This is a genomic window from Halobacillus sp. Marseille-P3879 (genome assembly GCF_900240285.1).
Lineage (GTDB): Bacteria > Bacillota > Bacilli > Bacillales > Halobacillaceae > Halobacillus_A.
Map to the genome: position 1 here is coordinate 178,516 of NZ_OESS01000004.1, position 25,709 is coordinate 204,224.

A 25,709-nucleotide genomic window follows, 5' to 3' on the forward strand; every position below is an offset into this window, starting at 1 on the left:
GGAGCTCGACTATGTTTAAAAACATTTTACTTGCCACTGACGGTTCTGCCCATTCACAACGTGCAGTTGAACAAGCCATTCAAATGGTATCACCATATAAGAATGAAGTAACAATAGAGCTTGTGTATGCTGTCGATGGGGAAGTATCAAAGGAAGATATTTTACAGTATGGGGATTCTCATACGGCCACAATTAAAAGAAAAGAAAAATTCTATGAAACCATTAAAGAGATTGAAGCAAATGGCTTAACTGCAGATATAACGATCTTACATGGTGATCCTGCCGAATCTATTATTGAATACTCAAATGAACGTTCCTATGACTGTGTTGTAGTAGGAAGCCGAGGACGTAACAAACTTCAAACATTGATACTTGGCAGTGTCAGCCATAAATTAATGAAGTATATCAAAGCTCCCGTTATGGTAGTAAAATAAAAACAAAAAGCATCGTCTCATACAGGCGGTGCTTTTTGTAATCTACGTTAAAAACACCTGTATGTTATACTGATTTAAATACCAATAAAAGCGGTGACATTTATGTTAGAAGACACTGGAGAACGTGTCATCCCCAAAGAAATGGATCCTATGAATGGCCTGCTGCTTGAGCACGTTGCCAGATACCATTTTTCCGAGCCTTACGTAAAGGGAAGAGTTCTCGATATTGCTTGCGGGGTTGGCTACGGAGCAGCTCACCTTGCGAAGAAGAGAAAAAAACAAATAACTGAAATCCTCGGGGTGGACATTAGTAAAGACACAATTCAGTACGCCATCCAGAACTACTACCATCCTCTCCTTACATTTAAAACGGGAGATATTATGGACGAGGCATGGGTAGATGCGATGGGACAATTCGATACGATTGTAAGCTTTGAAACAATTGAACATATCCCTGATGTAGAAAAGTTCATGAATCACATGATAAAGTTATTATCACCAGGGGGAACGTTAATTCTTTCTACTCCTTTTGGAAAAGGACTGGACTACCCGTGCGGGTCTCCTTTTCACTATTTCCAAATGACACCGGAAGAATTTAAAAAGCTGTTTAAGGAATTCAAGACTGAACTCTTTTATCAAAATGGAGTGACCATTGAACCTCCCCGGGAGGACGTCCACTATCCCCTGGGTGTTGCCGTCTGCCGGAAGTAGAAAACTGTTTGAGCTGCCCTTCCATGTGGTAAAAAAGTAACAAAGATGGTATGATACATGTAGAAGAACATAAAATAGAAGAAACCGCAGCTGCCACTGCGGTTTCACAGATAATGATTCCCCAGGGGATCAGCTATTCATTGGAGAATAGACCTCACCCAATCAACTTGCAGGTTAATAGGGAGGTCTATTTTTTATTGATCAAATCAATGATCAATGCGAGTAAAGCAATGAGCAGCGTTCCAAATGAAAACAGCACCATCATAACTTCATACACGCTAATAGGCATCACCCCCTTCAACTGTGGGGTTAGCCGACCACCCTAAAAGAACATTATCTATATAACATTTTACCATAGAATGGACATCTATCCTACCCCTTACAGGAACATATGTTCTCGTTTAATTAATTTTATTGATCAAAATAATACTTGCAATTGTTTGTGAAATATTGCACAATATAATTGTGAAGTAATTCACATTAAATATTATCCATCTCATTTAGGAGTGATTGTGATGAATATGTATAAAAGGGAAAAAGTAAACCGAGTCGTATTGATTGGAGCCGGCCTTGTGGGAAGCAGTTATGCTTTCGCCTTAATTAACCAGGCTGTAACGGAAGAATTGGTTATTATTGATTTGGATAAAGAAAAAGCAATCGGTGATGCAATGGACTTAAATCATGGCAAAGCATTCTCTCCTTCTTCTACAAACACCTGGTACGGAGATTACAGCGATTGTGCAGATGCCGACATCGTTTGTATTTGTGCAGGAGCGAACCAGAAACCAGGTGAAACACGTCTTGATCTCGTGGAAAAGAATATGAAAATTTTTAAAAACATCGTTGGTGAAGTAATGAATAATCAATTTGATGGGATCTTCTTAATTGCAACCAACCCTGTGGATATATTAACCCATGCTACTCAAGTGTTCAGCGGACTGCCTAAAGAAAGAGTAATTGGAAGCGGCACAACCTTAGATACTGCACGATTCCGGTTTATGTTAAGTGATTACTTTAATGTAGCCACTCAGAATGTTCATGCTTACATTATAGGCGAGCATGGAGACACCGAGCTTCCGGTATGGAGTCATGCAACCATTGGAGGTGTTCCTGTCGCTAAGTATTTAGAAACTAATGAGGCCTACCACGCTGAAGATCTTGAGCATTTATTTGAAGATGTAAGAGATGCTGCCTACCAGATCATAGAGAAGAAAGGAGCCACTCATTACGGGATCGCCATGAGCTTAGTACGAATTACTAAAGCCATCCTTGGAAATGAAAATAGTATTTTAACTGTAAGCACTTACCTCGATGGAGAGTACGGAGCACACGATGTATATGTTGGTGTTCCAACCATAGTGAATCGGCGGGGAGTAGAGAAAGTTCTTGAAATGGAGTTATCCAATACCGAACAACAGCAATTTCATCACAGCATAAAAACATTAAAAGAAACGATGAACCCGGCTCTCGAGAAATTAACCACCTGATAACAACGCGCTCCTTACAGGGGCGCGTTTTCTTGATGATCTTTTCCCTCTGTTATACACTTTAAAAAAACCATCATAAGGAGAGGTATAGTTGACAATCTTCCCTTTATTAAACTTCATTGTTTTTCTGGCAGGTATAGGATTTATTGTATTTATAATTGTTATTCTTTTTAAAGTGATTGAGCTCATGAAACAAAGAAACGACTATTTACGTGATATTAGAAATGAACTGCACCAGATTAACTCCAGAGAAGGTACATAAATAAAAACACTCCAGCCTATGAAGCTGGAGTGTTTTATAGAGGCTATATCCACTTCTTCTCTCTCATATAGAACAAAGCCAACAATATCAGTATATTGGTTGCATTCCTATTGTCACGTAAATTAAATGAGATAGTGTGCGTTTCGGAAAGTTCTTCACCTTCCTGTTCAAGTTTAACCTCGCTTGCTGAATCTACAATTTCTTCTTGCTCAGCTTCTTCGTCAATTTCTACCTCGCTTGTCAATGCTTCTATCTGCGTTTGCAAAAGAGGTTCTTCTGATTTACTCTCCTGGTTCTGTGCGAGGGATTCTTCAACCTCTCCAGCTTCTTCTAAGATAACTGGAGGCTCTACAATACCTTGCACTTCATCATTTGTAACTTCAATGGAATCAGAAGGCTCTTCCTGATTAGTTTCAACAGTGGGGATTTCAAGGGGTTCGGCTCTTTCCACTTGGTTCCAGACTGACCTTATATCCGATACAACACGGTCCCACGTATAATGTGCCTCCGCTAATGAGCGGCCATACCTTCCCATTTCCTCCCGTTTCGAAGGGTTAGAAAGCAGGTACGATACATGCTGCACAAACTCTCCGGGGTCTGAAGGGTTTTCAACTACAAACCCGTTTTTTCCATATTCCATCACTTCCGTGTTTCCTCCACGGTTTGTGGTTACAATAGGGATCGCTGCTGCCATAGCTTCATAGTGAACACGGGCTAAAGGTTCCTGCCATTGAGACGTACATACAAAAATATCAGCAGCTGCATACCACTCCTGAATAAGGTCAGGGGAAACGAATCCAGTTTGAATAACTGGTATAGGAAGTCGTTCTGCAAGCGCGCGAACGTAAGCGATATAGTCTGTAACTGAGTTATCGCTAAACCACTTGCTTCCCATTATAACTAAAGCAATGTCATCATGCTTCTCTGCCAGTTCAGGTATTGCTCTGACTAAAACATCAATCCCTTTATTAGGGGAAAGCCTGCCCGCATATAGAATAACTTTTTTTGAAGTCAATCCATGCTCTTGCCTTATTTTGTCCCTCATTTGCCTGGCTTTTTGAGAATATGAAGGAGCAAATCGCTCCAAATCTACTCCAGAATAAATGGTTTGAAGTTTAGGTGCGGCTTCCGGAAAAAACCCCTTAATCGTCTCTCCAATATAGTTACTGATGGTTATAATTTTATCTACATTTTGAACGGCCAAAGCCCCTTCCTGAGGATCAATTTTCTCTGGTTTAAACATGTCATTGTGCATGCTTAGAACGATCTTGGAATCAGGCGCCAGCTCTCTTATACCATTTACAAGGCGGGGTCTATTAAATATATGAATGAGATCGTACTCTTCCGATGTGGATTGAAGAAACGCCAGTACGTTCTCACGGTAGACCTCAAGCAATCCCCCTTCTACGCGAAAGTACCGAATTCCATCTCTAACCTCTTCGTTGGGAAGCTCCTCATCACTCCGGCAAAGGATAGTGATTTCGTGTTCCTGTTTCAATGTCGGTACCGCCCCATCAATATAAGTTTGAATAGCACCTCCCCGAATCGCAGGGACAGGAAGTTTCTCTGTACATATAATTAAGACTTTCATTCATTTGCACCTCCTTTTCGGTCATTAGCTAATTCTTCTAGCACTGTCCATTTTTGTTCTTCCAGCTGTATAATTGATTCCACTTCAACCTTTAACTCTTCATTTAGAAACTCTGTCGGAGAATAAACCATATATTTTACATTTTTATAAAATAGGTTTGGCAGTGACAAATCAATTAACAACATTTCATAGATTTCATCCGTAATGGGTAGTTCTTCTTCATAAGCTTGGATCATTTCCCTTATCCAATTGATATCCCACTGGCCGTTAGAATGCATGCGGTCGATAATTAACTTACGCAGATCTCGAATCGTGATGTCATAGGATACCCCATCCAGGTCAATAATCCAGACTCCGTCATCGGCTATCTGCGCATTTGACCAACCGTAGTCCTGGTGAACCAGACCGGCTTCCAAGTTTCCTCTCGCAACTATTTCTTCATAGCGGGAATCCTTCAATCGCTGGATCGATTGACGAGTCTGCTCCTGATACATATCGAGCACGGAGAGAATAGTTGAACTGGCAGGCATTTCTGGATACGCATTAACGATATCTCGAAACCAGTTCATCTTCTTCTCCATACGTTCATACGTCCGTGGCCAACGATGAAGACGAGATACTACTTCTGCATCTTCAGGTGGAATGTAGCCCTTAGTCAGCCTGTGAAACTCTCCAAGAGCCGTACAAAGCTTTTTGGTACCTTCTAAATCCTGAGGGAGTTGTTGTAACGTCTCAATCCAGTCTGCTACAAACCACAATTTCCCTCCCATTTTCACATATTTCTCGCCATTTATTGTTGGAATAATTGCAGGTACTCTAGCTTTTTGCTCATTCACCAAATATTCTTGTGCGCCTAAGCTAAACTTGCTGTGAGTAGGTCTACGGTGTAAGAGTTTTAAACTGTAGGGGCCTTTATCTGTATCAATTCGCCAAATCGCCCCTCCTTTTTCATCTTTCGTTGCCATCACTGTCATTTGATGGGTAGTAAAGTCATAATGCTTTACGACTTCATAAGCAATGTCTTCAATATATTGAGGAACGTATAATTCTTCCAGTACGTTTTCATCCAACCAAGGCTTGATTATCATATCATCTGTCATTTTTTCACCTCCATAGTAAGCTTATTTTATTCATTAAGTCAGGTTTTGTATGGGTGAATAAAAAGGGAACAAATTGATATTTTTTCTTATTCCCTGTGATACGCCGTTACTTGCTCTTCCTCTTTTAATATAGTAGTACTAAACGGTTCGTAATGGTAAAAGGAGAATGTTTCATGGATATATTGATCATTGGAATGGGGTACGTAGGTACCACTACCGGACTGGTATTTGCTCAACAGGGTCATCATGTTACAGGGTTGGACATTGATCAGCAGAAGATAGCATCATTGCAGAGTGGAAATTTATACTTTTACGAACCGGGATTACAAGAGATGCTATCTACTCATATCAAGAACCATACTATTACTTTCACATGTGACGCGGAAGCAGCTATCAAAAATCATGACGTCATTTTTATTACGGTAGGTACTCCTTCTTTAAATAGCGGCAAAGCCGATTTAACTTATATAAAACAAGCGGCTGAAATGATTGGAAGATATAAGAATGAAGAAAAAATAGTGGTCATCAAAAGTACAGTTCCCATTGGGACTACAGATGAGTTAGAGGAATGGATTGCCCTTTCAAGTAAAGATACTTCACCTGTCCATATGACTATGAACCCAGAATTCTTACGTGAAGGAAATGCACTAAAAGATGCTCTTTATCCTAGTCGTATTGTTATTGGGAGCCAAAGCGATACAGCTATACACAAACTAAAAGAATTATACAAAGATGTTTCTTCACCTGTCCTTGTTACATCTACCAAAGCTGCAGAAATGATTAAATATGCCTCTAATGCTTTCCTGGCAACCAAAATATCTTTTATAAATGAAATGGCCAGACTATGCGACAAGGCAGGTGTTCCCATTCAAGATGTGGCCAAAGGTATGGGATTGGATGAACGAATAGGCTCACCTTTTTTAAATTCAGGTCTAGGTTATGGCGGTTCTTGCTTCCCTAAGGATGTTAAGGAATTAATTGCTTCAGCTGAAGAAATAGGAAGCCCTCTCCACATTTTACAAAGGGTCGAAGAGGTCAATCAGACGCAGTCCACTTACTTCATGAGTAAAGTGAAAAGCAAATTTCCGCGATTAAAAGGGAAAAGAGTTGCTATATTCGGTTTATCTTTTAAACCTAATACAGATGACACCCGCGAATCAGTTGCCTTTAGAATGCTTGAGCAATTCGTTCAAGAAGAGGCAAAAATATTCGTGCATGACCCCGCTGTGAATTTATCCACAGACTGGGTGAAGAAAGGTGTAACCCAGTGTTGGGATCCTTACATCACTGTTAAAGAGGCGGATCTGCTTGTTATTTGTACCGAGTGGCCTCAATACACTCAACTAGATTGGAAAAGAGTAAAAGGAAACATGGGAAACCCGTATCTGTTTGATGGTAGAAATATGTTAATTGGAGAAGAAATGAAAAAATTGGGCTTCTACTATCGAGGAATAGGCAGTGATTGCATTGACCACTAATCAGAAAGGAGAATTACATGAAAGGTCTTATCCTAGCTGCTGGAAATGGAACCAGGCTTCGTCCGCTCTCTAATACAAGGCCAAAGCCGCTCCTTCCTGTAGCCAATAAACCGATTATAACGTATGGGGTTGAACAGCTTTATAATTTAGGCATTACAAAAATCGGTATCGTCGTACAACCAGGTCAAAAAGAGTCTTTTGAGGAAAACCTTAAAATAAAAAAGCAGGACATTCAATTTCATTTTATATACCAACAGGAACAAAAGGGAATCGCTCATGCCCTTAAGCAAGCTGAAACATTTATTGGTTCGGATTCATTTGTTCTCCTCTTAGGAGATAATTTAATTAATGAATCGTTAGAACCTTTAATGACCATGTTTAACCATACAGACACCCATGCAACGGTTATGGTAACTAAAGTAGCAACTCCTGAAGATTATGGGATCGCTGAAACAAAGGACCATCAAATAACAAGTGTGGAAGAAAAACCAACCCAGCCTAAATCAAATCTTGCTATTATTGGAGTTTACCTTTTCCAGTCAACCATCTTTAAGGCCATTGACTCGATTGCTCCTTCTTCACGAGGGGAATATGAGATCACCGATGCTATTCAATGGCTGATCGACAACGAATTCCATGTGAATTATGTAAAAGCTGAGCGTCCTGTGTTTGATGTTGGCACAATGGACCGATGGCTGGAAGCTAATCGATGGATCCTTGAACAATATCCGGATCTTACACACCATGAGAAAGTAAAGAATTCCATTATTATCCCACCTGTTAAAATTGGAGAGAAGTGTAAAATCAAAAACGCTGTCATTGGACCCTACGTGTCAATTGAAGCAGGGACTACGATTAAGAATTGTCATATTAAAAATAGTATAATTTTAGGCGGCTCCACTTTCAAACATGTGCCTTACGAAATTGTTGACAGCATCTTTGGCGAAAAAACAAAGTTCATTGCCCAGGACGTTTCAGAATCAACCATTCATGGATTGTTCGGTGACGACTCTTCTTTCATCTTCTCTAATTCAACAGGAAATAAGAAGAAAAAATAATTAACTCTAAGCTGTGAGAATAGATCCTCACAGCTTTTTTGCATGAACTTACGGCCGGGGATATACATATAGTACGAAGGAAGCTCCCAAACCCTTATGAGGTGATATAATGATTTTACTAACAGGTGCAGCAGGCTTCATTGGTGCTCACCTTGCTAAACGCCTGCTCTTTGAAGGGTACACCGTTCTGGGGATCGATAACTTAAACGCCTACTATGACGTTCAATTAAAAGAAGATCGTTTGAATTGGATTAAGCACGCTAACTTCACATTTGAACAAGTGGATCGAGTTGATCAGGATCGATTAGATGCCTTATTTAAGAAGCACCAGCCTTCTTTAGTTATCGACCTTGCAGCTCAAGCCGGAGTCCGTTACAGTCTTGAAAACCCTAAAGCATATGTAGATTCTAATATCGTCGGCTTCTTAAACATACTAGAAGCCTGCCGTCATTATCCGGTAGAACAGCTTATTTACGCTTCATCAAGCTCTGTTTATGGTGCAAATACGAAGATGCCTTTTTCTGTTCAGGACAATGTCGATCATCCGGTCAGCTTATATGCAGCCACGAAAAAAGCAAATGAACTAATGGCACACACGTACAGCCATTTGTACACATTACCTACTACGGGTCTGCGCTTTTTTACTGTTTACGGTCCCTGGGGGCGCCCTGATATGGCTTTATTTACTTTTACAAAAGCCATTCTTGAAGGAAAACCGATTAAAGTCTTTAATCAAGGGAACATGATGAGAGACTTTACCTATATTGATGACATTGTGGAAGGAATCGTCCGCTTGTTACAAACAAAACCTTCCCCAAATCCTGACTGGAAAAGCGACAAACCTGACCCCAGTCGAAGCTCAGCCCCTTACAGGATATACAATATAGGTAACAGCAGACCGGTAAAGCTGATGGACTTTATTACGGCAATTGAAAAGAAGCTAGGTGTAAAGGCACAAAAAGAATTTTTACCTTTACAAAGCGGTGATGTAGTTGCTACGTATGCCGATGTCGATGATCTCATAAGCGACACAGGATATCAGCCTAAAACTTCTGTCCAGGAGGGCGTTTCTCGCTTCATTGACTGGTATAGGAACTATTATGGCGTTTAAAAATAGAGAGATCCATCAACGGACCTCTCTATTCCTGTTTCAGCAGTCTTATTAAATCCGCTGCTGTCATTTCTGCAACAAGATCAGCATCCTGGTATCGCATTTCTATATCCTCTTTTTATGTACATGTTAACTGAAAAAACAAATACGATTTATTATATAAATACCATGTACTCAGTTGGTTTCTACAAATACTGAGGTAAAAAAGATTGATACATCTCAATTGCATCTGTATGTTCTTCTAATACATCTAGAGTTTTTGAATGGGGCTTAGCTTAAATAACAGGATAGTCTTTTTCGTCAAATTTTTCTTCTGGTATAAACGCTAATTGTTCTTGATTAATCGAGAATTGGGCATTAATCCCGTCTTTATTTCCACGAGCGTCTAACCTTACCCATTTATCGAGTGATTTAAAATAAACAGCATTTAAAGCGTGAATGCAATATCCCTTTTCAGGCTTATCAAACAACTTCAATCGCTGATAACAAAAACCTGTGGGAATTCCTTGAGAACGTAATAAGGAGGCTAATAAATGCGATTTTGCATAGCAAATTCCTTCTTTATATTTTAATACATCAGAAGCCTTACATGTCACAAGTTGGCCTTGAATATCCCAGGAATGAGCAATTTCATCGCGTACGTATTCAAAAGCTGCTTTTGCTTTTTCTAATTCTGTTTGAGTTGGGTTGAAAAGTTCTTCAATTTTTCCTTTAATTATGGAGTTAGAATAATTGACTTCATTTAATTCGAGCAAATAATCTTCTAATTGATCAGATTCACAAACCAATTCCATTTCCCTTATTCCCCCTCAATTTTCTCCCTATTATACAATAATATTAAATGAATAAAGCAATTAACCTGTCTCATTTGGAAGAAAGTGGGGTTTTTCCCTAGAAATCAAGTTTCTACTGTTTTGCCCGTTAGTTGAACAACTTGATCAACAATTCCTTATTTATATAATTATGATGGAAATCCTTTACTAATCGAAAAGACGCCAAAAGGATATGTCCTTCTGACGTCTTTAATGATATTACATATTTGAAGCAGAGATATTTAGTTGCCAGCTTTTTTATAACTGAACAGCAAGCAAGCTCTCATTTACTATTTATTCCACCGTCACACTTTTGGCTAAATTTCTTGGCTTATCAACATCACAATCACGGTGAAGAGCTGCATAATAAGATACCAGCTGCAAAGGAATTACGGATACAAGCGGCGTCAGCAATTCATGGACGTGCGGAATCACGAAAGCATCCCCGTCTTTATTTAGACCTTTCATGCTGATAATCATGCTGTTCGCTCCACGTGCTTCAACCTCCTGTACGTTACCCCGGATGGAATAATTCACATTTTCCTGAGTAGCAAGGGCAATAACAGGAGTTCCTTCTTCAATTAGAGCAATTGTTCCGTGTTTAAGCTCTCCCCCGGCGAATCCTTCTGCCTGGATATAGGAAATTTCTTTTAATTTCAAAGAACCTTCCAATCCTACATAGTAATCAATGCCGCGGCCGATGAAGAAGCAGTTACGGGTGGTTGGTAAATAGTCACTGGCTAGTTGCTCTAATGCTTCTTTCTGGTCGGTTAATGCCTCCATTGCATTAGCAACAATACCAAGCTCCTGCATTGGGTCAAAGTCAAGTTCAATACCCTTGGCACGGGCTGTATCAACGGCCAGAATGGCAAGTACTGCCATTTGGGCTGTGTAGGCTTTAGTTGAAGCTACAGCAATTTCCGGGCCTGCGTGCAAGTGCATCGTGTAATCGGCTTCACGGGAAAGGGTGGATCCAGGCACATTTGTCAGTGTAAGTGCCGGATGCCCGAGTTCTTTGGTCTGGACAAGAACAGAACGACTGTCTGCTGTCTCGCCGCTTTGAGAGATATAGACGAATAAAGGCTTCTCAGAAAGCAAAGGCATATTGTAAGAGAATTCACTGGCTACGTGAACCTCAACAGGAATATTAGCTAACTTCTCAATGAACTGCTTGCCTAGAAGACCAGCGTGATAGCTTGTGCCTGCTGCAATAATATAAATTCGATCACAGTTCTTCATAGCATCACGAATTTCAGGCTCCAGTTTTATCTGGTCGTTATCATCCTGGTATTCCTGGATGATTTTACGAATGACAAAGGGCTGTTCATCAATTTCTTTAAGCATGAAGTGAGGGTACGTTCCTTTTTCAATATCTGTTGCATCGAGTTCTGCTGTAAAAGGTTCACGAGTTACTCTTTCTCCATCCGGAGACTGAATGATGACGTCATCACGGCGCAGCAGCACAGTTTCTTTATCCATTAATTCGAGGAATTGGTCGGTTACATGAAGAGCCGCCATGGAATCACTTGCTACAGCATTGAAACCTTCCCCAAGTCCAACGAGTAATGGGCTTTTGTTTTTTGCAACATAAATTGTGTCTTCATCTTCTGCATCGATGAGCGCAATCGCATACGATCCTGTCAGCAGGTTTACGGCTTTACGAAACGCTGCTGCCACATCGTTCAACTCGCTATTCAATACTTCAATCAGCTGAACGATGATTTCTGTATCTGTTTCACTCTTCATTTCTACGTCAGCAAGGTATTCATTCTTTACATCTAAATAGTTCTCGATGACACCATTATGCACGATTGTAAAACGCTTAGATGTGCTTTGGTGAGGGTGAGCATTTTCTTCACTTGGGGCTCCGTGTGTCGCCCAGCGAGTGTGTCCAATACCTAGAGAGGAGTAAGTGCTCTGATCCACTGCTTCTCTAAGTGCAGCGATTCGTCCCTTAACCTTGGACACTTTCACTCCGCCATTTAAAGTGGCAATCCCTGCTGAGTCATACCCTCTGTATTCAAGCTTCTCCAACCCGTTTAACAAAATTTCTTTCGTATCTTCCTGTCCGATATATCCTACAATTCCACACATAGTTGTTATTCCTCCTAAAGTAAAGAAAAGGAGCAAACAACGATCATACTATAAAAAACTAGCAGGGGCCGTTATTTGCCCCTCTCCCGTAAACATAATATTGATCAGGCACTTTGAATGTATGATTTGGTCAAAAAGTCGCCTCTTTGGTTTAGCATACAAACGTACGGTTGAAGTGCAGCAACCGGGAGGCATCCGCCGAACACTCGATGAACCTCCACCTCGTCAACTGTGCATTTTTTCCGTTCTGCACAGCCCTGGCGCTTTATCAAACGAACTTCCTCTTTCCTCCTTTACTCTCTTTGAATAAAGGCCCTTACTCATTTATCCGAAAGAATTAATGGTAAAACTTCTTTCTTCAATTTTTTCAAGGCTATGCCTCATTTTACCCGAAGACAAGCCAGCCGGTCAATAAAATTCGTAAAGGCCCCACGTTATAAAATATGCGCAGGAGAGAGTCTGGTTCTCGGCCTGCGCATAGATCAGCTATTCTTTCATGCCTAATTCTTCATTCACTACCTCGACGACTTTATCAACGTAAGTTTCACATTGTTCCTCTGTCGGTGCTTCTACCATAATTCGAACGAGCGGTTCAGTCCCGGACGGGCGTACTAACACACGTCCCTTATCTCCCATTTCTTCCTCTACTGCTTGAATCGCTTCTTGAATGCGAGGGTGAGTTTGAACGGCTTGTTTATCAATTACCCTTACGTTCTTAAGTACTTGAGGGAATTTCTCCATCTCATTGGCAAGCACTGATAATGGTTTACCTGTTTCCTTCAATACATTAACGAGCTGGAGAGCTGTCAGCAAACCATCTCCTGTAGTATTATGGTCGAGGAAAATGATATGCCCCGACTGCTCTCCGCCAAGGTTGTAGCCGCCACGGCGCATTTCTTCCATGACATAACGGTCACCAACCGCTGTCTTATCACTTTTCATTCCCAGTGCCTCAATCGCTTTGTAAAAACCTAAGTTACTCATCACCGTTGAAACGACTGTAGAATGATTTAGCATGCCTTTTTCATTCATGAATTTCGCACAAATATACATAATACGATCGCCATCAACGATGCTTCCTTTTTCATCAACCGCAATTAACCGATCACCGTCTCCATCAAAAGCAAGTCCGATATCAGCATTTTTATCTTTAACGAGCTGTTGAAGAGCTTCCGGATGAGTAGACCCAACTTGTTTGTTGATGTTCAACCCATCTGGAGAGGATCCAATTGAAGAAATATCCGCTTCCAGGTCTGCAAACAAATGAGAAGCCAGGGAAGATGTCGATCCATTTGCACAATCAAGAGCTATGTGCAAGCCGTCAAAATCATAGTCTACCGTTTGTTTCAAGTGCTGCAGATACTTCTGGCCGCCTTCAAAATAATCATTGATCTGGCCAAGATCAGCTCCTGAAGGACGGGGCAGTGTGTCCTCTTCTGCATCGATTAACGCTTCAATTTCTTCTTCCTGCGTATCCGTTAATTTAAATCCATCAGGACCAAAGAACTTTATGCCGTTATCTTCTACTGGGTTATGAGAGGCGGAGATCATAATTCCCGCTTCAGCTTGAAGAGCTTTGGTCAAAAAGGCAACGCCTGGAGTAGAGATCACTCCCAGCCTCATCACTTCTGCTCCGATGGAGAGAAGACCAGCAGCAAGAGCGCCTTCAAACATTTCCCCAGAGATTCGTGTGTCACGGCCGATTAAAATCTTTGGACGCTCCACCTCTTTGGTAAGGACATACCCGCCGTAACGTCCTAATTTAAAAGCCAGTTCAGGTGTTAATTCTTTATTCGCTACCCCACGGACCCCGTCCGTTCCGAAATATTTACCCATTGTAAGATGACCTCTCTTTCATTATGTCTCGTTCTTATTATTGTTGTTCATCAGTCACTTCTTCTACTTCTACTTCCACTTCAACCGTTTCGGGTTCCACAGCGGAAACATCGTCGGGAAGGGGAATATCTACTTCAACTGTGCCACTCTCTGAAATGTCTGATACATCTACAGGAATATCATCAAAGTTATCGATTTCTGCTAGCACATCATTCGGACCAGTAATCGTTACACTGTCTGTTTCAGAAGTAATTGAATCCACCTCTACTCCTTCAGGTGTGTCCCCTTCTGGTTCAAACGAAACAGATACATCTTTCTCTGACTTCGTAATTGGCACGGTAACGTCTACCGTAGTAGGATCTAACAACACATTTAATTCGTTACCTTGAGAGTCGTATACTTTCACAGGAGCTTCAATATCTTCCAGCGTACCTTCAGCCTCTCCGACATCAATGATAGCTTTTACTGAAGCTACTCGATCTATGGCTTCCGAAGAACCCGTAATTGTGACTTCTTCCGGTTCTATAGCAGCGTCCCCTATTGTAAAGTCATTTTCGATTTCACTCTCGTTAATATAGTCAATGTTCACTGGGAAGTCCTGACTTTCCTTCTCCTCAATCGTAACTTCAACCACTTGAGGCTCTATATCGACTGAGAGCTGATTAGATATCCCGGAATGCTGGACATTAACTTCGTGTGTACCAGGCCCCAGGTCATTCAAATCAACAAAAGCGGTAAAGTTTTGCTGTCTCACCACCGGAGCCACCGCGCTGTTCGGCCCTTCCACGGAAACGGTTACGTTCTGCGGAAGTCCGCTCACCACATACTCTTCACTATCAAATTGAACTTCTAATGGAATATCATTCATAACCTCCGTTACTGAGGAAGTATCATTAAACCATTGGGAATCACTATCCATATTATCGTCCACATTAATGGACACCCACAAAAGAACTGCTAGAAGCAAGGAGATAATTCGAATAAACCATTTATTTCTAAATAAGTTATCCATTCTTTTTCCCCCTCCAATTCCATGATTTTGCGGCAGGGGTTTTATAGTGTGAATCAAGCTCGCTTCTTAGTATTTCTTCTAGTTTTTCCTGATCAAGCTGTCTGTGCAGCTCTCCATTTTTTGTACAGGAAATACCGCCCGTTTCTTCTGACACAACGATCGTTACTGCATCAGTAACCTCGCTTATGCCCATGGCTGCTCTATGCCTTGTACCCAGTTCCTTGGAGATAAAAGGACTCTCGGATAAAGGCAGATAACATCCAGCAGCGATAATTTTATCATCTTTAAGTATAACGGCCCCATCGTGTAATGGTGTATTCGGTATAAATATGTTCGTCAATAACTCGCTGGTTAAATGACCGCCAATAGGTATACCTGTTTCGACATAGTCACCCATACCAGTTTCTCTTTCAATAGTGATCAAAGCACCAATTCTACGTTTCGCCATATAGTTACATGACTTAATAATCGCTTGAATTGATTTCTCTGTATCTTCTTCTTCTCCGGAGGTCCGGCTGAAGAAGCTTCCGCGTCCCAATTGCTCAAGAGCCCGTCTTAGTTCAGGCTGGAACAATATAATAATAGCAAGAAAGCCCCAAGTGATGGCTTGTGACATTAACCACCTGAGGGTACTCAGTCCAAATAAATTGCTTAATAACCAAATACCTAATATAACGAAGATCCCTTTTAACAATTGAACGGCCTTCGTCCCCTGAATCAGCATGATTAATTTATATACAACAAACCAGACAAGGGCGATATCAATTGCAATTAATAATACATCTAAAACATCCAGTCCCCCATCAAGCATGTTCACACTTCCTTCTGAAGAAATTCAGCTACGTTAAAAGTTTCCATAGCCTGTATTATTATAACACACTTATTATTTTTTCCGTTATTAAAACAAGGATACAAAAAATTAAACCACTGTAACAAACAGTGGTTTATAATCATTCGGAAGCAAAAGAGAAGATGTTCGATACAAATTCCTTCGTGTGATACCACATCCACTCAAACACCTGGTTAACTTCCTTTACTTCACCGCTTGCATAAGCCTGGTAATTTTCTCCATTGGCTAATTCATTCTCCGGGCCATCCGTTACAAAATCGCCATTTATCAGTGTAATATCCCCATCAATCTTACCCTCTACTTTCAGATTCCCGTTGCGTACAACTAAATCTCCATCCACCGTAATATCTTCAGGAACAATCACCGTATTATCCTGAATGATTAAATTCTCCTTCTTAGACACAGATACCTGATGATCCTGGTTCCAAGCAGAAAAGATGCCGCTGAACATTAGAACGAAAAAGATCGCAGCAGCTGTGATAATGGGGTGACGCTGCAATTTTCTTATAAAATTACGGCGCTTTTTTTCCTGAGGCAGACTGGACATAACACTAGCTGTAAAATTAGAAGGAGCAGATATCGTCCCTGTGTCTTTTATTAAAGCAATCGATCGTTTCAATTCGTGAAAATGTTTCTGGCAGGATGGGCAAGCTTGAAGATGGTCACGCAGTCGTCTTTCTTCTTCTTTTTGTAATTCACCATCTAGATACTTATGCATAAGCACTACAGCTTCTTTATTACAGTTCATTCCCTCTCAACTCCTTTACACATGTCGAAGCCTTTTACGTAAGGCTTCCCTGCCCCGGTGAATTCGTGTTTTCACGGTTCCTATCGGCACGTCAAGTACTTCGGCAATCTCCTGAAGTGCCAATTCATCTAAATACCGAAGAACGATTACACTTCTGTACTTAGGAGGCAAGGCCAGAATCTCGCGGTGAATATAGCTTTGCAGTTCAAGACTTTCCACCTCTTCCTCCGGCAACGCTTGATCCATAGCTAACTGGGAGTACATATCTAATCCATCAGTCCCTTTGACTTCAGCATCAAGATAGTAATCCGGCTTCTTCTTTCTAATTCGATCAATCGTTAAGTTTGTAGCTATTCGATAGAGCCAAGTAGAAAACTTACGGCGCTCATCAAAGCTTGAAATATTCGTATAAGCACGGATAAATGCTTCTTGAGCAAGATCCTCGGCTTCATATGCATTTCCTATCATACGAAAGCAAATATGATATACTTTGTTCTGGTAGAAGGATACGATATCTTCAAATGCCGACTGATCTCCTTTTTTGACCTCTTTAATCTTTTTCTTTATCATTGTTTCCATTTCTCTCTACCTCCGCTTTTCGTGCGGTTATAACCTTTACGTATACACATAGGGAAAGGTTTCAAAAATCTATTGTTTTTCTAAAATATGTTTGAAGGGTACTTAAAGTGGATATAAATTAAGGACTAAAGCTTTATCTCTCAGAGGGGTGTTGAGCGTGAATGCTGAATTGAAGCTATTACAGGAAATTGAAGAGTGCCGTAATGAAATGAACCGTTTAGCTAAACGGTATTCCTTAACTTCTAAACACGTAGTATATGTAAGTTCGCAATTGGATTACTTATTAAATAAATACGAGTCGATAAAACAAAAGGATCAGCAACCTCCCTATCGTAAGGTTAGCTGCTGATACAGTTTATCTCTGCTAAAGTAAACTTTCTCCTAACAATGAACCCATCAAACCCACAGCCATACTAGCTGTTTTGTTTTTCTCATCAAGAATAGGATTGACCTCGACAAATTCTGCTGAGGTAATCATTTTCGATTCAGCCAGCATTTCCATGGCTAAATGGCTCTCCCGGTAACTTAATCCACCCATAACCGGTGTGCCTACTCCAGGTGCCTCATTAGGATCCAGACCATCTAAGTCTAAACTTAAGTGTACACCATCCGTACGGTCTTTTAAATACTTTATTGTTTCTTCCATTACTGCAGGCATTCCCATTTTATCTACTTCATGCATTGTAAATACTTGAATGCCTTTTTCTTTAATTAAAATTCTTTCCCCTTCATCCAGCGAGCGGGCACCTATAATGACAACATTCTCTGGTTTAATTTTCGGGGAATAGTTCAATATATTGGTTAATTTATCATGACCAATTCCTAGACTGACAGCTAGAGGCATACCGTGAATATTTCCCGAAGGAGAACTTTCTTCCGTGTTTAAATCCCCATGGGCATCGTACCAGATGACTCCAAGGTTTTCATAATGCTTAGAAACACCGGCAAGTGTCCCCATCGCAATGCTATGATCCCCGCCCAGTACTAATGGGAAATCTCCACCTTGTACAACTTCATCAACTCTTTGCGCCAATCGGGTGCTTCCTTCAGCCACCTCTTTTAAGTTACGAAGGTTATCTATTTTTTCCTGTTCGTTAGAAGCGGGCCCTGCAATTTCAATATCTCCTAAGTCTTCAATATTTAACTTTAATTGTTCTAATCGATCAAGGATTCCAGCATATCGAATGGCACTAGGTCCCATATCAACCCCTCTTCGATTCTGTCCTAAGTCCATTGGAACTCCAATAATAGAAATTTTCTGATCCATAACTCGTTCCTCCTCTTTTATCAACTATTCCAATTGTATACGCTTTCAACCCAATGACTCAACTCGACATAATTTTGCATATATATACGTTATGACAGTGTTAAAAGCCATCGAACCGCCTTATTTAAATCTTCAGCTATGTAATCAGGAGTGCTATACCCGAACGGCTTTTCCAATTCCGATTCAGCAGCTTTGCCGCCTCCCGTTCGAACTAGTACTTGTCGACAACCTGCAAGGCGTCCGGCTTCTATATCTTTTATTCGATCTCCAATAACAAAACAGTCCTGAGGTTTTATTTTATAATCACTGCACGCTTTCTCTATCATTCCTGATGCCGGCTTTCTACATGAGCAGCCTTCTTCGGGAGTATGAGAACACAAGTAAACAGCATCTAAGCCAAATCCGAGTAACTCTTCCCTAAACTCCTCCAGAGAAGAATAACCTTTTGCAATTCCTGGTTGATTCGTAAACGAAAACAAAAGATATCCCCTTTTTTTAAGGCTTTTTAAGCTTTCCAATACTCCTTCAAATACCTGGAACTGCCCTGGGTATTCAATCTTATCAGAACCGCCAAGGGTCCCATCACGATCAATAAATACAGCTCTCAATAATACTTCCCCCTAATAAAAAAACTGACATCTACTCTAGATGTCAGCCCTCGTATAATCAATATGTATTTAATTTTTAATTTATGGTGGAGCCTAGCGGGATCGAACCGCTGACCTCCTGCGTGCAAAGCAGGCGCTCTCCCAGCTGAGCTAAGGCCCCGAATATGGAGCGGGAGACGGGATTCGAACCCGCGACCCCCACCTTGGCAAGGTGGTGTTCTACCACTGAACTACTCCCGCCCGAGAGTATTTCGATTACCTTTGTGTTAAGAATAAAAGTGAGCCATGGAGGGCTCGAACCTCCGACCCTCTGATTAAAAGTCAGATGCTCTACCAACTGAGCTAATGGCTCTTAATAATAAGTGATTCTCGTAAATTTGGTTATGATGCTCGTCGTTTCTGTGAATCCTTCACTATATTTGTTTCTGAACACACTAAAATAAAATAGCCATTCTTTAACTTAAAAAGAAAAGCTATAATTTTTAAGCAAGTATTAAAATGGCTGGGCTAGCTGGATTCGAACCAGCGCATGACGGTACCAAAAACCGTTGCCTTACCGCTTGGCTATAGCCCAACGCTCATTAAGTATTATTTGCTGTTTCTTATGAATTATTCCAACTTTATTAAAAAAATGGTGGAGGGAGTAGGACTCGAACCTACGAACCCGATGGGAGCGGATTTACAGTCCGCCGCGTTTGGCCAACTTCGCTATCCCTCCACTTGTTAAATGGAATGGTGCCGGCCAGAGGACTTGAACCCCCAACCTACTGATTACAAGTCAGTTGCTCTACCAGTTGAGCTAGGCCGGCGACATGGTGGAGGATGCAGGGCTCGAACCTGCGACCCCTTGCTTGTAAGGCAAGTGCTCTCCCAGCTGAGCTAATCCTCCATGGTCATAAGTGAAAAATTTGTGTTATTATTTATTATATTATAGTGGTGACCCGTACGGGATTCGAACCCGTGTTACCGCCGTGAAAGGGCGGTGTCTTAACCACTTGACCAACGGGCCAATCATCATATTTTTCTGTCGTTTTCTTGGTGTAACCCGTTCAAACTGACGATTATTATTATATACAATCGAGCAGCAAATTGTAAAGAGGAAATTTCAAAGTCTATATATTCAAAAAATTCAAGAGTAGAAAAGGCTGCCGGAATGGAATCCCAGCAGCCTTTTTTGATGATTATTGGTTTATATCAAGTTTACCTTCGGCAACTTCTTCTGATAAGTTTCCAAATTGGTCTTCTGCCTTCACTATGACTTCGGCACCTTCTGCCTCTAAATTCGAGGTTGCTGTCCAATACCCTTCATAGTGACCGTCTTCTGTTTCCCTCATAGGAAGCTCTATAGCCTGGTCTGATTGTATTGAGAAGTTGGTCAATGGCATCTTAATATAGAACGTAGCTTCCAACCCAGCTTCTGAATCAAATTCTATCTTCACACTTTCACCAGATTGCAGAGATAAATTCTCATCCGGCATAATGTTTGTGAGCTCAGGAACAGTATAATCGGCTTCTATAGTAACTTCTTCTGTCGCACTGTTGCCTGCTTGGTCTAATGCCTCTATTTCGATGACATTTTCCCCTTCATCAATAATCAATCGTTTTGTGAAGGATCCGTCTTCGTCGACACTTGCTTCTTCACCATTAACGATAACGTGATCAAGGTTGTCTTCATTTACCGTACCTTCCACAGTAGTAACCTCACTATTGATTTTGTCTCCATTCTCTGGAGATGTAATAGAAAGTTCTGGCGCAGTTTGATCCAGCGTTACAACAACAGGATCAGACGGCTCTGTATTCCCATTATCTGTTACGGTGACTGCAGTAAGTTCATTTTCTCCCTCATTCAGTTCAAGGTCTGCAGCGAAATCCCCTTCTTCATTGGTCTCAACAGCAGCTACTTCCTCTTCTCCATTGAAAATTTCAATAGTAGACGATGGTGAGCCGTTTCCTTCGACTGTAATGCTTTCATCATTAGTAAAGGCTCTGTCGGCTGGCGATTCAATAACAGGAGCTTCAGCTTCATAATCGACCGTGGCACGAATCATATAGTTTCCTTCCTCACTAGGAGAAGGACTCCATGTTCCGCCTACCTGCTGCCAGCTGCGCCCTGCATTTTCCCCGTTTTCATCAGTTGCCAGCGCAGGGGTATCTGGATTAGGATGAGTTTGGATATAAACCATATAAAAATCGTCGTCGACTACAATTCCTTCTTCTGACACATCAACCTCTGTCCATTCCCCATTACGGAGAGCATCTGCCTCTACCGGTCCAGCCAGTCGGTCACCAGGCGCTCCATCCTCTCCATTAGAGTCATAAACAGCTACTTCAAATTCAGTCCCGCCCGGTACAGGAAAGTCTTCTTCCCAAAATCTAAACAGACCTCCAGTAACCAGCGCTGAAGATTGGCCCTCTTCTAAGGACATCCTCACGGCCCAGGAGTTCCCCGCGTCGTAGAAAGCACGGGCGTTTTCAGCAGTTCCATCATCATATCCAATTTCTCCCGGGAAGCCAATAAACGGTTCTAACTGAACATCTTCAGTCACTGTTTCATTTCCTTCTACTGTTACTGAAGCTTCTGCACCTTTATAACCCGGCGCTCGAATTTCAAGTGTGTAGTCACCCTCATAGGCCGTCAAGGAGTAAACTCCATTTTCATCAGTTTCTACTGGTGTGACAGCCGCATCTTCCACCACATACACCGTGGCTCCTTCAATAGGATCGCCCGTTCTTTCATTTGTAACTGTACCTGTTACTTCCCCGGAAGGCATTGGGTCAAGTGTAAAATTAGTATTTACCTGCCCGTCTTCAGTTACCTCAACTTCCTCTGTACTAGAGTTATAACCATAAGCTGAAGCTTCTAAGGTATATTCTCCTGCAGCTGTTAAAATCCGATAACTCCCGTCAGATGGATCCGTTGTTACAGACTTATCAGTTTCCAGCACACTCACCGTCGCTTCAAGCGGCAGCACTTTTGGACTAATTGGCGAGGTGTCTACTTCACCTGACTGTATTAACGGTCCTTCTACATTCTCAAAAGGACCTGGGAAAAGACTCTTAGACTTCACTCTTTTTTTCTTTTTATCTGACTTAGCGTCTTTAGAAGCGCCCTTTTCCTCCACTTTTGAAGTTTTCTTCGTATCAGACTTGTGAAGTTTTGCCGCAGTATCTGATGATTGATCTGTTAAAGCGACATCATCTATATACCAGCCATCCTTCACGACGCTCCCGTCAGTCCCCACATGAAATCCAACGTAGACGGTCTGACCCTCATATTCAGATAAGTCAACCTGAGACTCCGTCCAGTCTTCAGATTCATCATTAAATTCAGCGAGTTGTTCCCAGTTTTCATTGTCTGTTGAGACTACAACATGGCCGTAGTCATAATTCCTTTCTAACTCATACCATGATTTAAATTGTAGATACGTATCTCCAACAGGTACCTCTACCGGCGGGAGTCTTAATGTCATATCAGCATTCGATTCATAAGTACCTTCAAGGTTGGTAGCGTAAACTTTTTCACCTGAAGCTGCTCCATCAGGTCCCGAATCCGGTTCGCCCCACTCCCATGAGTTGCTTTCGCCAAACGACACCCAGCCAGCAGGTGTGTTCTCAAAATTCTCCGAATACCCTACTGTGATGCCATCTTGTAACTCTATGGTGTAAACATCTGATTCTGCTTCATTTTCTCCAAAATCAGCAGCCATCAGCTTATATTCAAGTGATTCCCCATTTAGGTTGTCACCTGGTATCGAAGCTTGGTACGTACCGTTTTCAAAATTGCCTTCAATTAATTCTGCATCGGCCGTCTGCCATTCTTCATTATCAACACGATATTGTACTTCAACATGATCAACACTGACATTGTCTGAGATATCAGCCACAATAGGCAGTTCAAGACCTTTATATGACTCTGTCAGCGGCTCATGTTCAATTACCGGAGCTTCCGTGTCGTCACCTTCTTCATATACATTTCCAATAATTTCTCCTATACCGGAAACAACAGCAGAAACAGCCGTATAAGCGTTTGTGATTCCATTTCCAAACCCTTCGTTAGGATCATCCGGGTAGTCGTCACTCGTAGCCGGGTCTGCTGTATCATATAACAGCTCTTCAATTTGATCGACCGTTAATGATTGATCAGCTTCGAGCAATAATGCTACAGTACCAGCTACGTGCGGGCCTGCCATTGAGGTTCCACTATACGTATCGTCATATTCACTGCCAGGCACCGTCGAGTTGATGTTCACTCCCGGGGCAGAGATATCCGGTTTAATTTCCCCATCGTACGGTGATGGACCTACCGAAGAAAAATAAGCTAAATCATCAGTATTATCAGTTGCACCAACAGCAATAGACTCTGGGTAGTTAGCAGGGGCTGCAATACTTCCATCCCCTGTCTCTCCATCATTTCCTGCAGAGAAGACAGGAGCGATCCCTGCGTTCCTCCAGTTCTGAACCATTTCTCGATACCATTCATCAAGTCCAGGTCCACCGCCCCACGAGTTGTTAATGACATCAGGTGCTTTTTCAGGGTGTGGGTTCCCCTCTTCATCTTTAGGTGCTAATAACCACTCCGCAGCCTCGAGTAAATCTACATCTGTTCCTCCAGCCGAGGTAAATGCTTTAACGGCAATCCATTTCGAGCCCGGAGCTACACCTACTTGATTAGAGTCATCATCTTCAGACCCAGCCACAGTTCCCATTGTATGTGTACCATGTCCCTGGTCATCATAAGGCTCTGGTTCATCAGCAGTGGCATCGTACCAATTAAATTCATGGTCTACCTGATCTGGATTTTCCGCATTAAAACCACGGTATTTTTCCATAAGTCCTGGATGGTCCCATTGAACTCCTGTATCAATATTTGCGACGACTACCCCAGAGCCGTCTATTCCGGTTTCATCCCATACCTGTTCCGCACCAATACGGTCTATGCCCCACGAAGCAACATCAAGCGTATCGGCCTTCACCTCATTTTTCGGAGCTTCTACTGGTTGATAAATTTTCCTTGTCCGGTTAGGAAGGATTTTCTCAACTTCAGCGAATGTAGATATTTCCTCCATTGCTTTCTTATTACTGGTAACTGAGAAAGCGTTCACGATGTAGTAAGATTGAAAATCTGTCACATCCCCTTGTTCCTCAGCCTTATTCAAATAGTTATTTAACTGGTTCTGTGCATCTTTAGATGTTGCACGTAATTCATGAACGACGGCAGAATTTTGTACGCGTTTTAATTCATTTGCAGATACTGAAGCTTTACTATCTTTTAATTTCTGAACGGCTTCGTCTGCTGCTTTTTTAGTATCTGCCTGTTCTTTCATTTTGACCAAATAAGTGACTTGATCTTCTTCTTTGAATGATGCAGAAAGGTCTTCGTTAATTTTACTAGCTGTTTGCTTGCTATCTTTCACTGACAAATTATTCGATTCATTTGCGAAACTTACACTTGTCATATTAAAGAAAGATAAAATCAAAACAGTAATAAGCAAAATACTAACCGACTTTACTATCCTCTTCTTTCTTCTCATTCATTTACGCTCCTTTCAATAAAATCTAGGGGAGACGTTACTATCTGTTCCGACCTCCTTCTCTTTGGATTTTTTAGTTTTACGATTCTTAGCTGTTAAAATTATCCTATATTATAGTGACAAAATCCGCTAGATCACGAACGGTAATAAGGATTTACAGACTATATAGTCGAATATTTCCTAAGCATTTAGACCTTAAATAATTAAAATAAGTCATTAACTTACATTTATAGCCATTTAATCTCTCCTTCATATCTAGGCTAGTAGTAATATGTAAGGTTTATAAAGAGGTTAAGAAAAAAGTAAAGTTGGGAAAGTTCTTGTCTAATTCACCATTCTTTTCATTTTTTTTAAAAAAAGTATGGCTTAGGTTGACTACTTGTGAAAATCAACAACATATTTGGGCTCTTAAGGACTTTTAGTGTCTTCAGTGCCTTCTTGTGATTTTTATGTCTATTGTTGTAAAAAAAGTAAGAGAAAACACCCATATTATTCGACATAAAATTAAAAAGTTAAACTTGCTTAAAATCTCAATACAAAAAAGCCCAAGGGCCTTCTTACAGGCTCCTTGTGCTAAGCGCAGACAAATAAAAAAGCTTCCACTAAATGCAAAAGCTTGGTTTGAGTATAATTAAACTAAACTTCACAGAGCTTCCAGCCGGATTTGAACCGGCGACCCCTTCCTTACCATGGAAGTGCTCTACCACTGAGCTATGGAAGCAAGTGGCTCCACAGGTAGGATTCGAACCTACGACCGATCGGTTAACAGCCGATTGCTCTACCACTGAGCTACTGTGGAATAATATTGAGAAGCTTGATAAAACGACGTGGCAGCGTCCTACTCTCACGGGGGTAAACCCGACTACCATCGGCGCTGAAGAGCTTAACTGCTGTGTTCGGCATGGGAACAGGTGTGACCTCTTCGCTTTCGCCACCACATCATATAGAGATGAACCCTCAAAACTGGATAAGCTTTATGAATCATCCTTGGTACGAAACGCCTTTCACAAAGTCTTGTAGTTAAGTCATCGATTGATTAGTATCCGTCAGCTGCACGTGTCACCACGCTTCCACCTCGGACCTATTGACCTCATCGTCTCTGAGGAATCTTACTTACTTGGCGTAAGGGGAAATCTCATC

Annotated in this window: 20 protein-coding genes, 10 tRNA genes, 2 rRNA genes and 1 pseudogene; 8 read left to right on the forward strand and 25 right to left on the reverse strand. The window is 41.4% G+C overall.

Annotated features, from left to right (window positions below; genetic code table 11):
- The first annotated feature begins 11 nt into the window (after positions 1 to 11).
- The gene (locus tag C1A12_RS19960) at positions 12 to 434 is read left to right on the forward strand and encodes a universal stress protein (RefSeq protein WP_101846895.1); all 423 of its coding nucleotides are present in this window, start codon (positions 12 to 14) and stop codon (positions 432 to 434) included.
- Positions 435 to 536: 102 nt separating this feature from the next.
- Positions 537 to 1,145: a bifunctional 2-polyprenyl-6-hydroxyphenol methylase/3-demethylubiquinol 3-O-methyltransferase UbiG gene (locus C1A12_RS19965; protein ID WP_101846897.1), complete on the forward strand. Its 609-nt coding sequence runs from the start codon at positions 537 to 539 to the stop codon at positions 1,143 to 1,145.
- Between the two features lie 187 nt (positions 1,146 to 1,332).
- Here C1A12_RS19965 and C1A12_RS20965 read toward each other — a convergent pair whose 3' ends face one another.
- A complete protein-coding gene (locus C1A12_RS20965; protein ID WP_235001696.1) occupies positions 1,333 to 1,434 on the reverse strand; it encodes a putative holin-like toxin in 102 nt (33 codons plus the stop codon).
- Between the two features lie 232 nt (positions 1,435 to 1,666).
- On the opposite strand from C1A12_RS20965, the gene C1A12_RS19970 reads away from it, so the two are divergent.
- Together C1A12_RS19970 and C1A12_RS21180 are read left to right on the forward strand one after the other, a co-directional pair.
- On the forward strand, positions 1,667 to 2,632 hold the full coding sequence (locus C1A12_RS19970; RefSeq protein WP_101846961.1) for an L-lactate dehydrogenase: 966 nt from the start codon (positions 1,667 to 1,669) through the stop codon (positions 2,630 to 2,632).
- A 91-nt stretch (positions 2,633 to 2,723) separates the two neighbouring features.
- Positions 2,724 to 2,894, forward strand: coding sequence for a hypothetical protein (locus C1A12_RS21180; protein ID WP_159462243.1), 171 nt, complete (start codon positions 2,724 to 2,726; stop codon positions 2,892 to 2,894).
- Positions 2,895 to 2,937: 43 nt separating this feature from the next.
- Here C1A12_RS21180 and C1A12_RS19975 read toward each other — a convergent pair whose 3' ends face one another.
- On the reverse strand, positions 2,938 to 4,485 hold the full coding sequence (locus C1A12_RS19975; protein ID WP_101846899.1) for a glycosyltransferase family 4 protein: 1,548 nt from the start codon (positions 4,483 to 4,485) through the stop codon (positions 2,938 to 2,940).
- Entirely contained in the window at positions 4,482 to 5,585 is a 1,104-nt protein-coding gene (locus C1A12_RS19980) for a CotS family spore coat protein (protein ID WP_101846901.1), read from the reverse strand. The genes C1A12_RS19975 and C1A12_RS19980 overlap by 4 nt, the downstream gene beginning before the upstream one ends.
- 173 nt (positions 5,586 to 5,758) lie before the next feature.
- Here C1A12_RS19980 and C1A12_RS19985 point away from each other — a divergent pair, with 173 nt between their 5' ends.
- The 3 genes from C1A12_RS19985 to C1A12_RS19995 all read left to right on the forward strand — a co-directional run bounded on the left by C1A12_RS19985 (position 5,759) and on the right by C1A12_RS19995 (position 9,232).
- Complete coding sequence (locus tag C1A12_RS19985; protein ID WP_101846903.1) at positions 5,759 to 7,063, forward strand: UDP-glucose/GDP-mannose dehydrogenase family protein; 1,305 nt, start codon at positions 5,759 to 5,761, stop codon at positions 7,061 to 7,063.
- 17 nt (positions 7,064 to 7,080) lie between these two features.
- Positions 7,081 to 8,121, forward strand: a complete 1,041-nt coding sequence (locus tag C1A12_RS19990) for a glucose-1-phosphate thymidylyltransferase (RefSeq protein ID WP_101846905.1) — start codon at positions 7,081 to 7,083, stop codon at positions 8,119 to 8,121.
- A 106-nt stretch (positions 8,122 to 8,227) separates the two neighbouring features.
- Positions 8,228 to 9,232, forward strand: a complete 1,005-nt coding sequence (locus C1A12_RS19995; RefSeq protein ID WP_101846907.1) for an NAD-dependent epimerase — start codon at positions 8,228 to 8,230, stop codon at positions 9,230 to 9,232.
- Positions 9,233 to 9,417: 185 nt separating this feature from the next.
- On the opposite strand, the pseudogene C1A12_RS20000 reads toward C1A12_RS19995, so the two are convergent.
- From C1A12_RS20000 to sigW, 7 genes and pseudogenes are all read right to left on the reverse strand, one after another.
- A pseudogene (locus C1A12_RS20000) lies at positions 9,418 to 10,026 on the reverse strand (transglutaminase family protein).
- Between the two features lie 312 nt (positions 10,027 to 10,338).
- On the reverse strand, positions 10,339 to 12,138 hold the full coding sequence (gene glmS, locus C1A12_RS20005) for a glutamine--fructose-6-phosphate transaminase (isomerizing) (RefSeq protein ID WP_101846909.1): 1,800 nt from the start codon (positions 12,136 to 12,138) through the stop codon (positions 10,339 to 10,341).
- 486 nt (positions 12,139 to 12,624) lie between these two features.
- Complete coding sequence (glmM, locus tag C1A12_RS20010) at positions 12,625 to 13,974, reverse strand: phosphoglucosamine mutase (RefSeq protein WP_101846911.1); 1,350 nt, start codon at positions 13,972 to 13,974, stop codon at positions 12,625 to 12,627.
- A 37-nt stretch (positions 13,975 to 14,011) separates the two neighbouring features.
- Positions 14,012 to 14,986, reverse strand: a complete 975-nt coding sequence (locus C1A12_RS20015; protein ID WP_101846913.1) for a YbbR-like domain-containing protein — start codon at positions 14,984 to 14,986, stop codon at positions 14,012 to 14,014.
- On the reverse strand, positions 14,979 to 15,797 hold the full coding sequence (gene cdaA / locus C1A12_RS20020; protein WP_101846915.1) for a diadenylate cyclase CdaA: 819 nt from the start codon (positions 15,795 to 15,797) through the stop codon (positions 14,979 to 14,981). The genes C1A12_RS20015 and cdaA overlap by 8 nt, the downstream gene beginning before the upstream one ends.
- Before the next feature lie 139 nt (positions 15,798 to 15,936).
- On the reverse strand, positions 15,937 to 16,584 hold the full coding sequence (locus tag C1A12_RS20025; RefSeq protein ID WP_101846917.1) for a zf-HC2 domain-containing protein: 648 nt from the start codon (positions 16,582 to 16,584) through the stop codon (positions 15,937 to 15,939).
- A 15-nt stretch (positions 16,585 to 16,599) separates the two neighbouring features.
- The gene (gene sigW / locus C1A12_RS20030) at positions 16,600 to 17,163 is read right to left on the reverse strand and encodes an RNA polymerase sigma factor SigW (protein ID WP_101846919.1); all 564 of its coding nucleotides are present in this window, start codon (positions 17,161 to 17,163) and stop codon (positions 16,600 to 16,602) included.
- A 157-nt stretch (positions 17,164 to 17,320) separates the two neighbouring features.
- Between sigW and C1A12_RS20035 the strand changes: the two genes are divergently transcribed.
- Entirely contained in the window at positions 17,321 to 17,512 is a 192-nt protein-coding gene (locus C1A12_RS20035; protein ID WP_101846921.1) for an aspartyl-phosphate phosphatase Spo0E family protein, read from the forward strand.
- A 15-nt stretch (positions 17,513 to 17,527) separates the two neighbouring features.
- On the opposite strand, the gene rocF is transcribed toward C1A12_RS20035, so the two are convergent.
- The 15 genes from rocF to C1A12_RS20110 form a co-directional block, all read right to left on the reverse strand.
- The gene (gene rocF, locus C1A12_RS20040) at positions 17,528 to 18,430 is read right to left on the reverse strand and encodes an arginase (protein ID WP_101846923.1); all 903 of its coding nucleotides are present in this window, start codon (positions 18,428 to 18,430) and stop codon (positions 17,528 to 17,530) included.
- An 89-nt stretch (positions 18,431 to 18,519) separates the two neighbouring features.
- Positions 18,520 to 19,038, reverse strand: a complete 519-nt coding sequence (locus C1A12_RS20045; protein ID WP_101846924.1) for an HAD-IIIA family hydrolase — start codon at positions 19,036 to 19,038, stop codon at positions 18,520 to 18,522.
- Positions 19,039 to 19,122: 84 nt separating this feature from the next.
- A tRNA-Ala gene (locus C1A12_RS20050) sits at positions 19,123 to 19,198 on the reverse strand.
- 5 nt (positions 19,199 to 19,203) lie between these two features.
- A tRNA-Gly gene (locus tag C1A12_RS20055) sits at positions 19,204 to 19,278 on the reverse strand.
- 39 nt (positions 19,279 to 19,317) lie between these two features.
- A tRNA-Lys gene (locus C1A12_RS20060) sits at positions 19,318 to 19,390 on the reverse strand.
- Between the two features lie 147 nt (positions 19,391 to 19,537).
- Positions 19,538 to 19,612: transfer RNA gene (locus C1A12_RS20065), tRNA-Gln, on the reverse strand.
- Positions 19,613 to 19,670: 58 nt separating this feature from the next.
- Positions 19,671 to 19,756: transfer RNA gene (locus C1A12_RS20070), tRNA-Tyr, on the reverse strand.
- Positions 19,757 to 19,771: 15 nt separating this feature from the next.
- Positions 19,772 to 19,847: transfer RNA gene (locus C1A12_RS20075), tRNA-Thr, on the reverse strand.
- 4 nt (positions 19,848 to 19,851) lie between these two features.
- A tRNA-Val gene (locus C1A12_RS20080) sits at positions 19,852 to 19,927 on the reverse strand.
- A gap of 45 nt (positions 19,928 to 19,972) precedes the next feature.
- Positions 19,973 to 20,047, reverse strand: a tRNA-Glu gene (locus C1A12_RS20085).
- Between the two features lie 172 nt (positions 20,048 to 20,219).
- The gene (locus C1A12_RS20090; protein ID WP_101846926.1) at positions 20,220 to 24,569 is read right to left on the reverse strand and encodes a S8 family serine peptidase; all 4,350 of its coding nucleotides are present in this window, start codon (positions 24,567 to 24,569) and stop codon (positions 20,220 to 20,222) included.
- A gap of 649 nt (positions 24,570 to 25,218) precedes the next feature.
- Positions 25,219 to 25,290 (reverse strand) — tRNA-Thr (locus C1A12_RS20095).
- 3 nt (positions 25,291 to 25,293) lie between these two features.
- Positions 25,294 to 25,368, reverse strand: a tRNA-Asn gene (locus tag C1A12_RS20100).
- A 26-nt stretch (positions 25,369 to 25,394) separates the two neighbouring features.
- Positions 25,395 to 25,508: ribosomal RNA gene (gene rrf / locus C1A12_RS20105) — 5S ribosomal RNA — on the reverse strand.
- 77 nt (positions 25,509 to 25,585) lie between these two features.
- Positions 25,586 to 25,709: ribosomal RNA gene (locus C1A12_RS20110) — 23S ribosomal RNA — on the reverse strand; the annotation flags it as partial.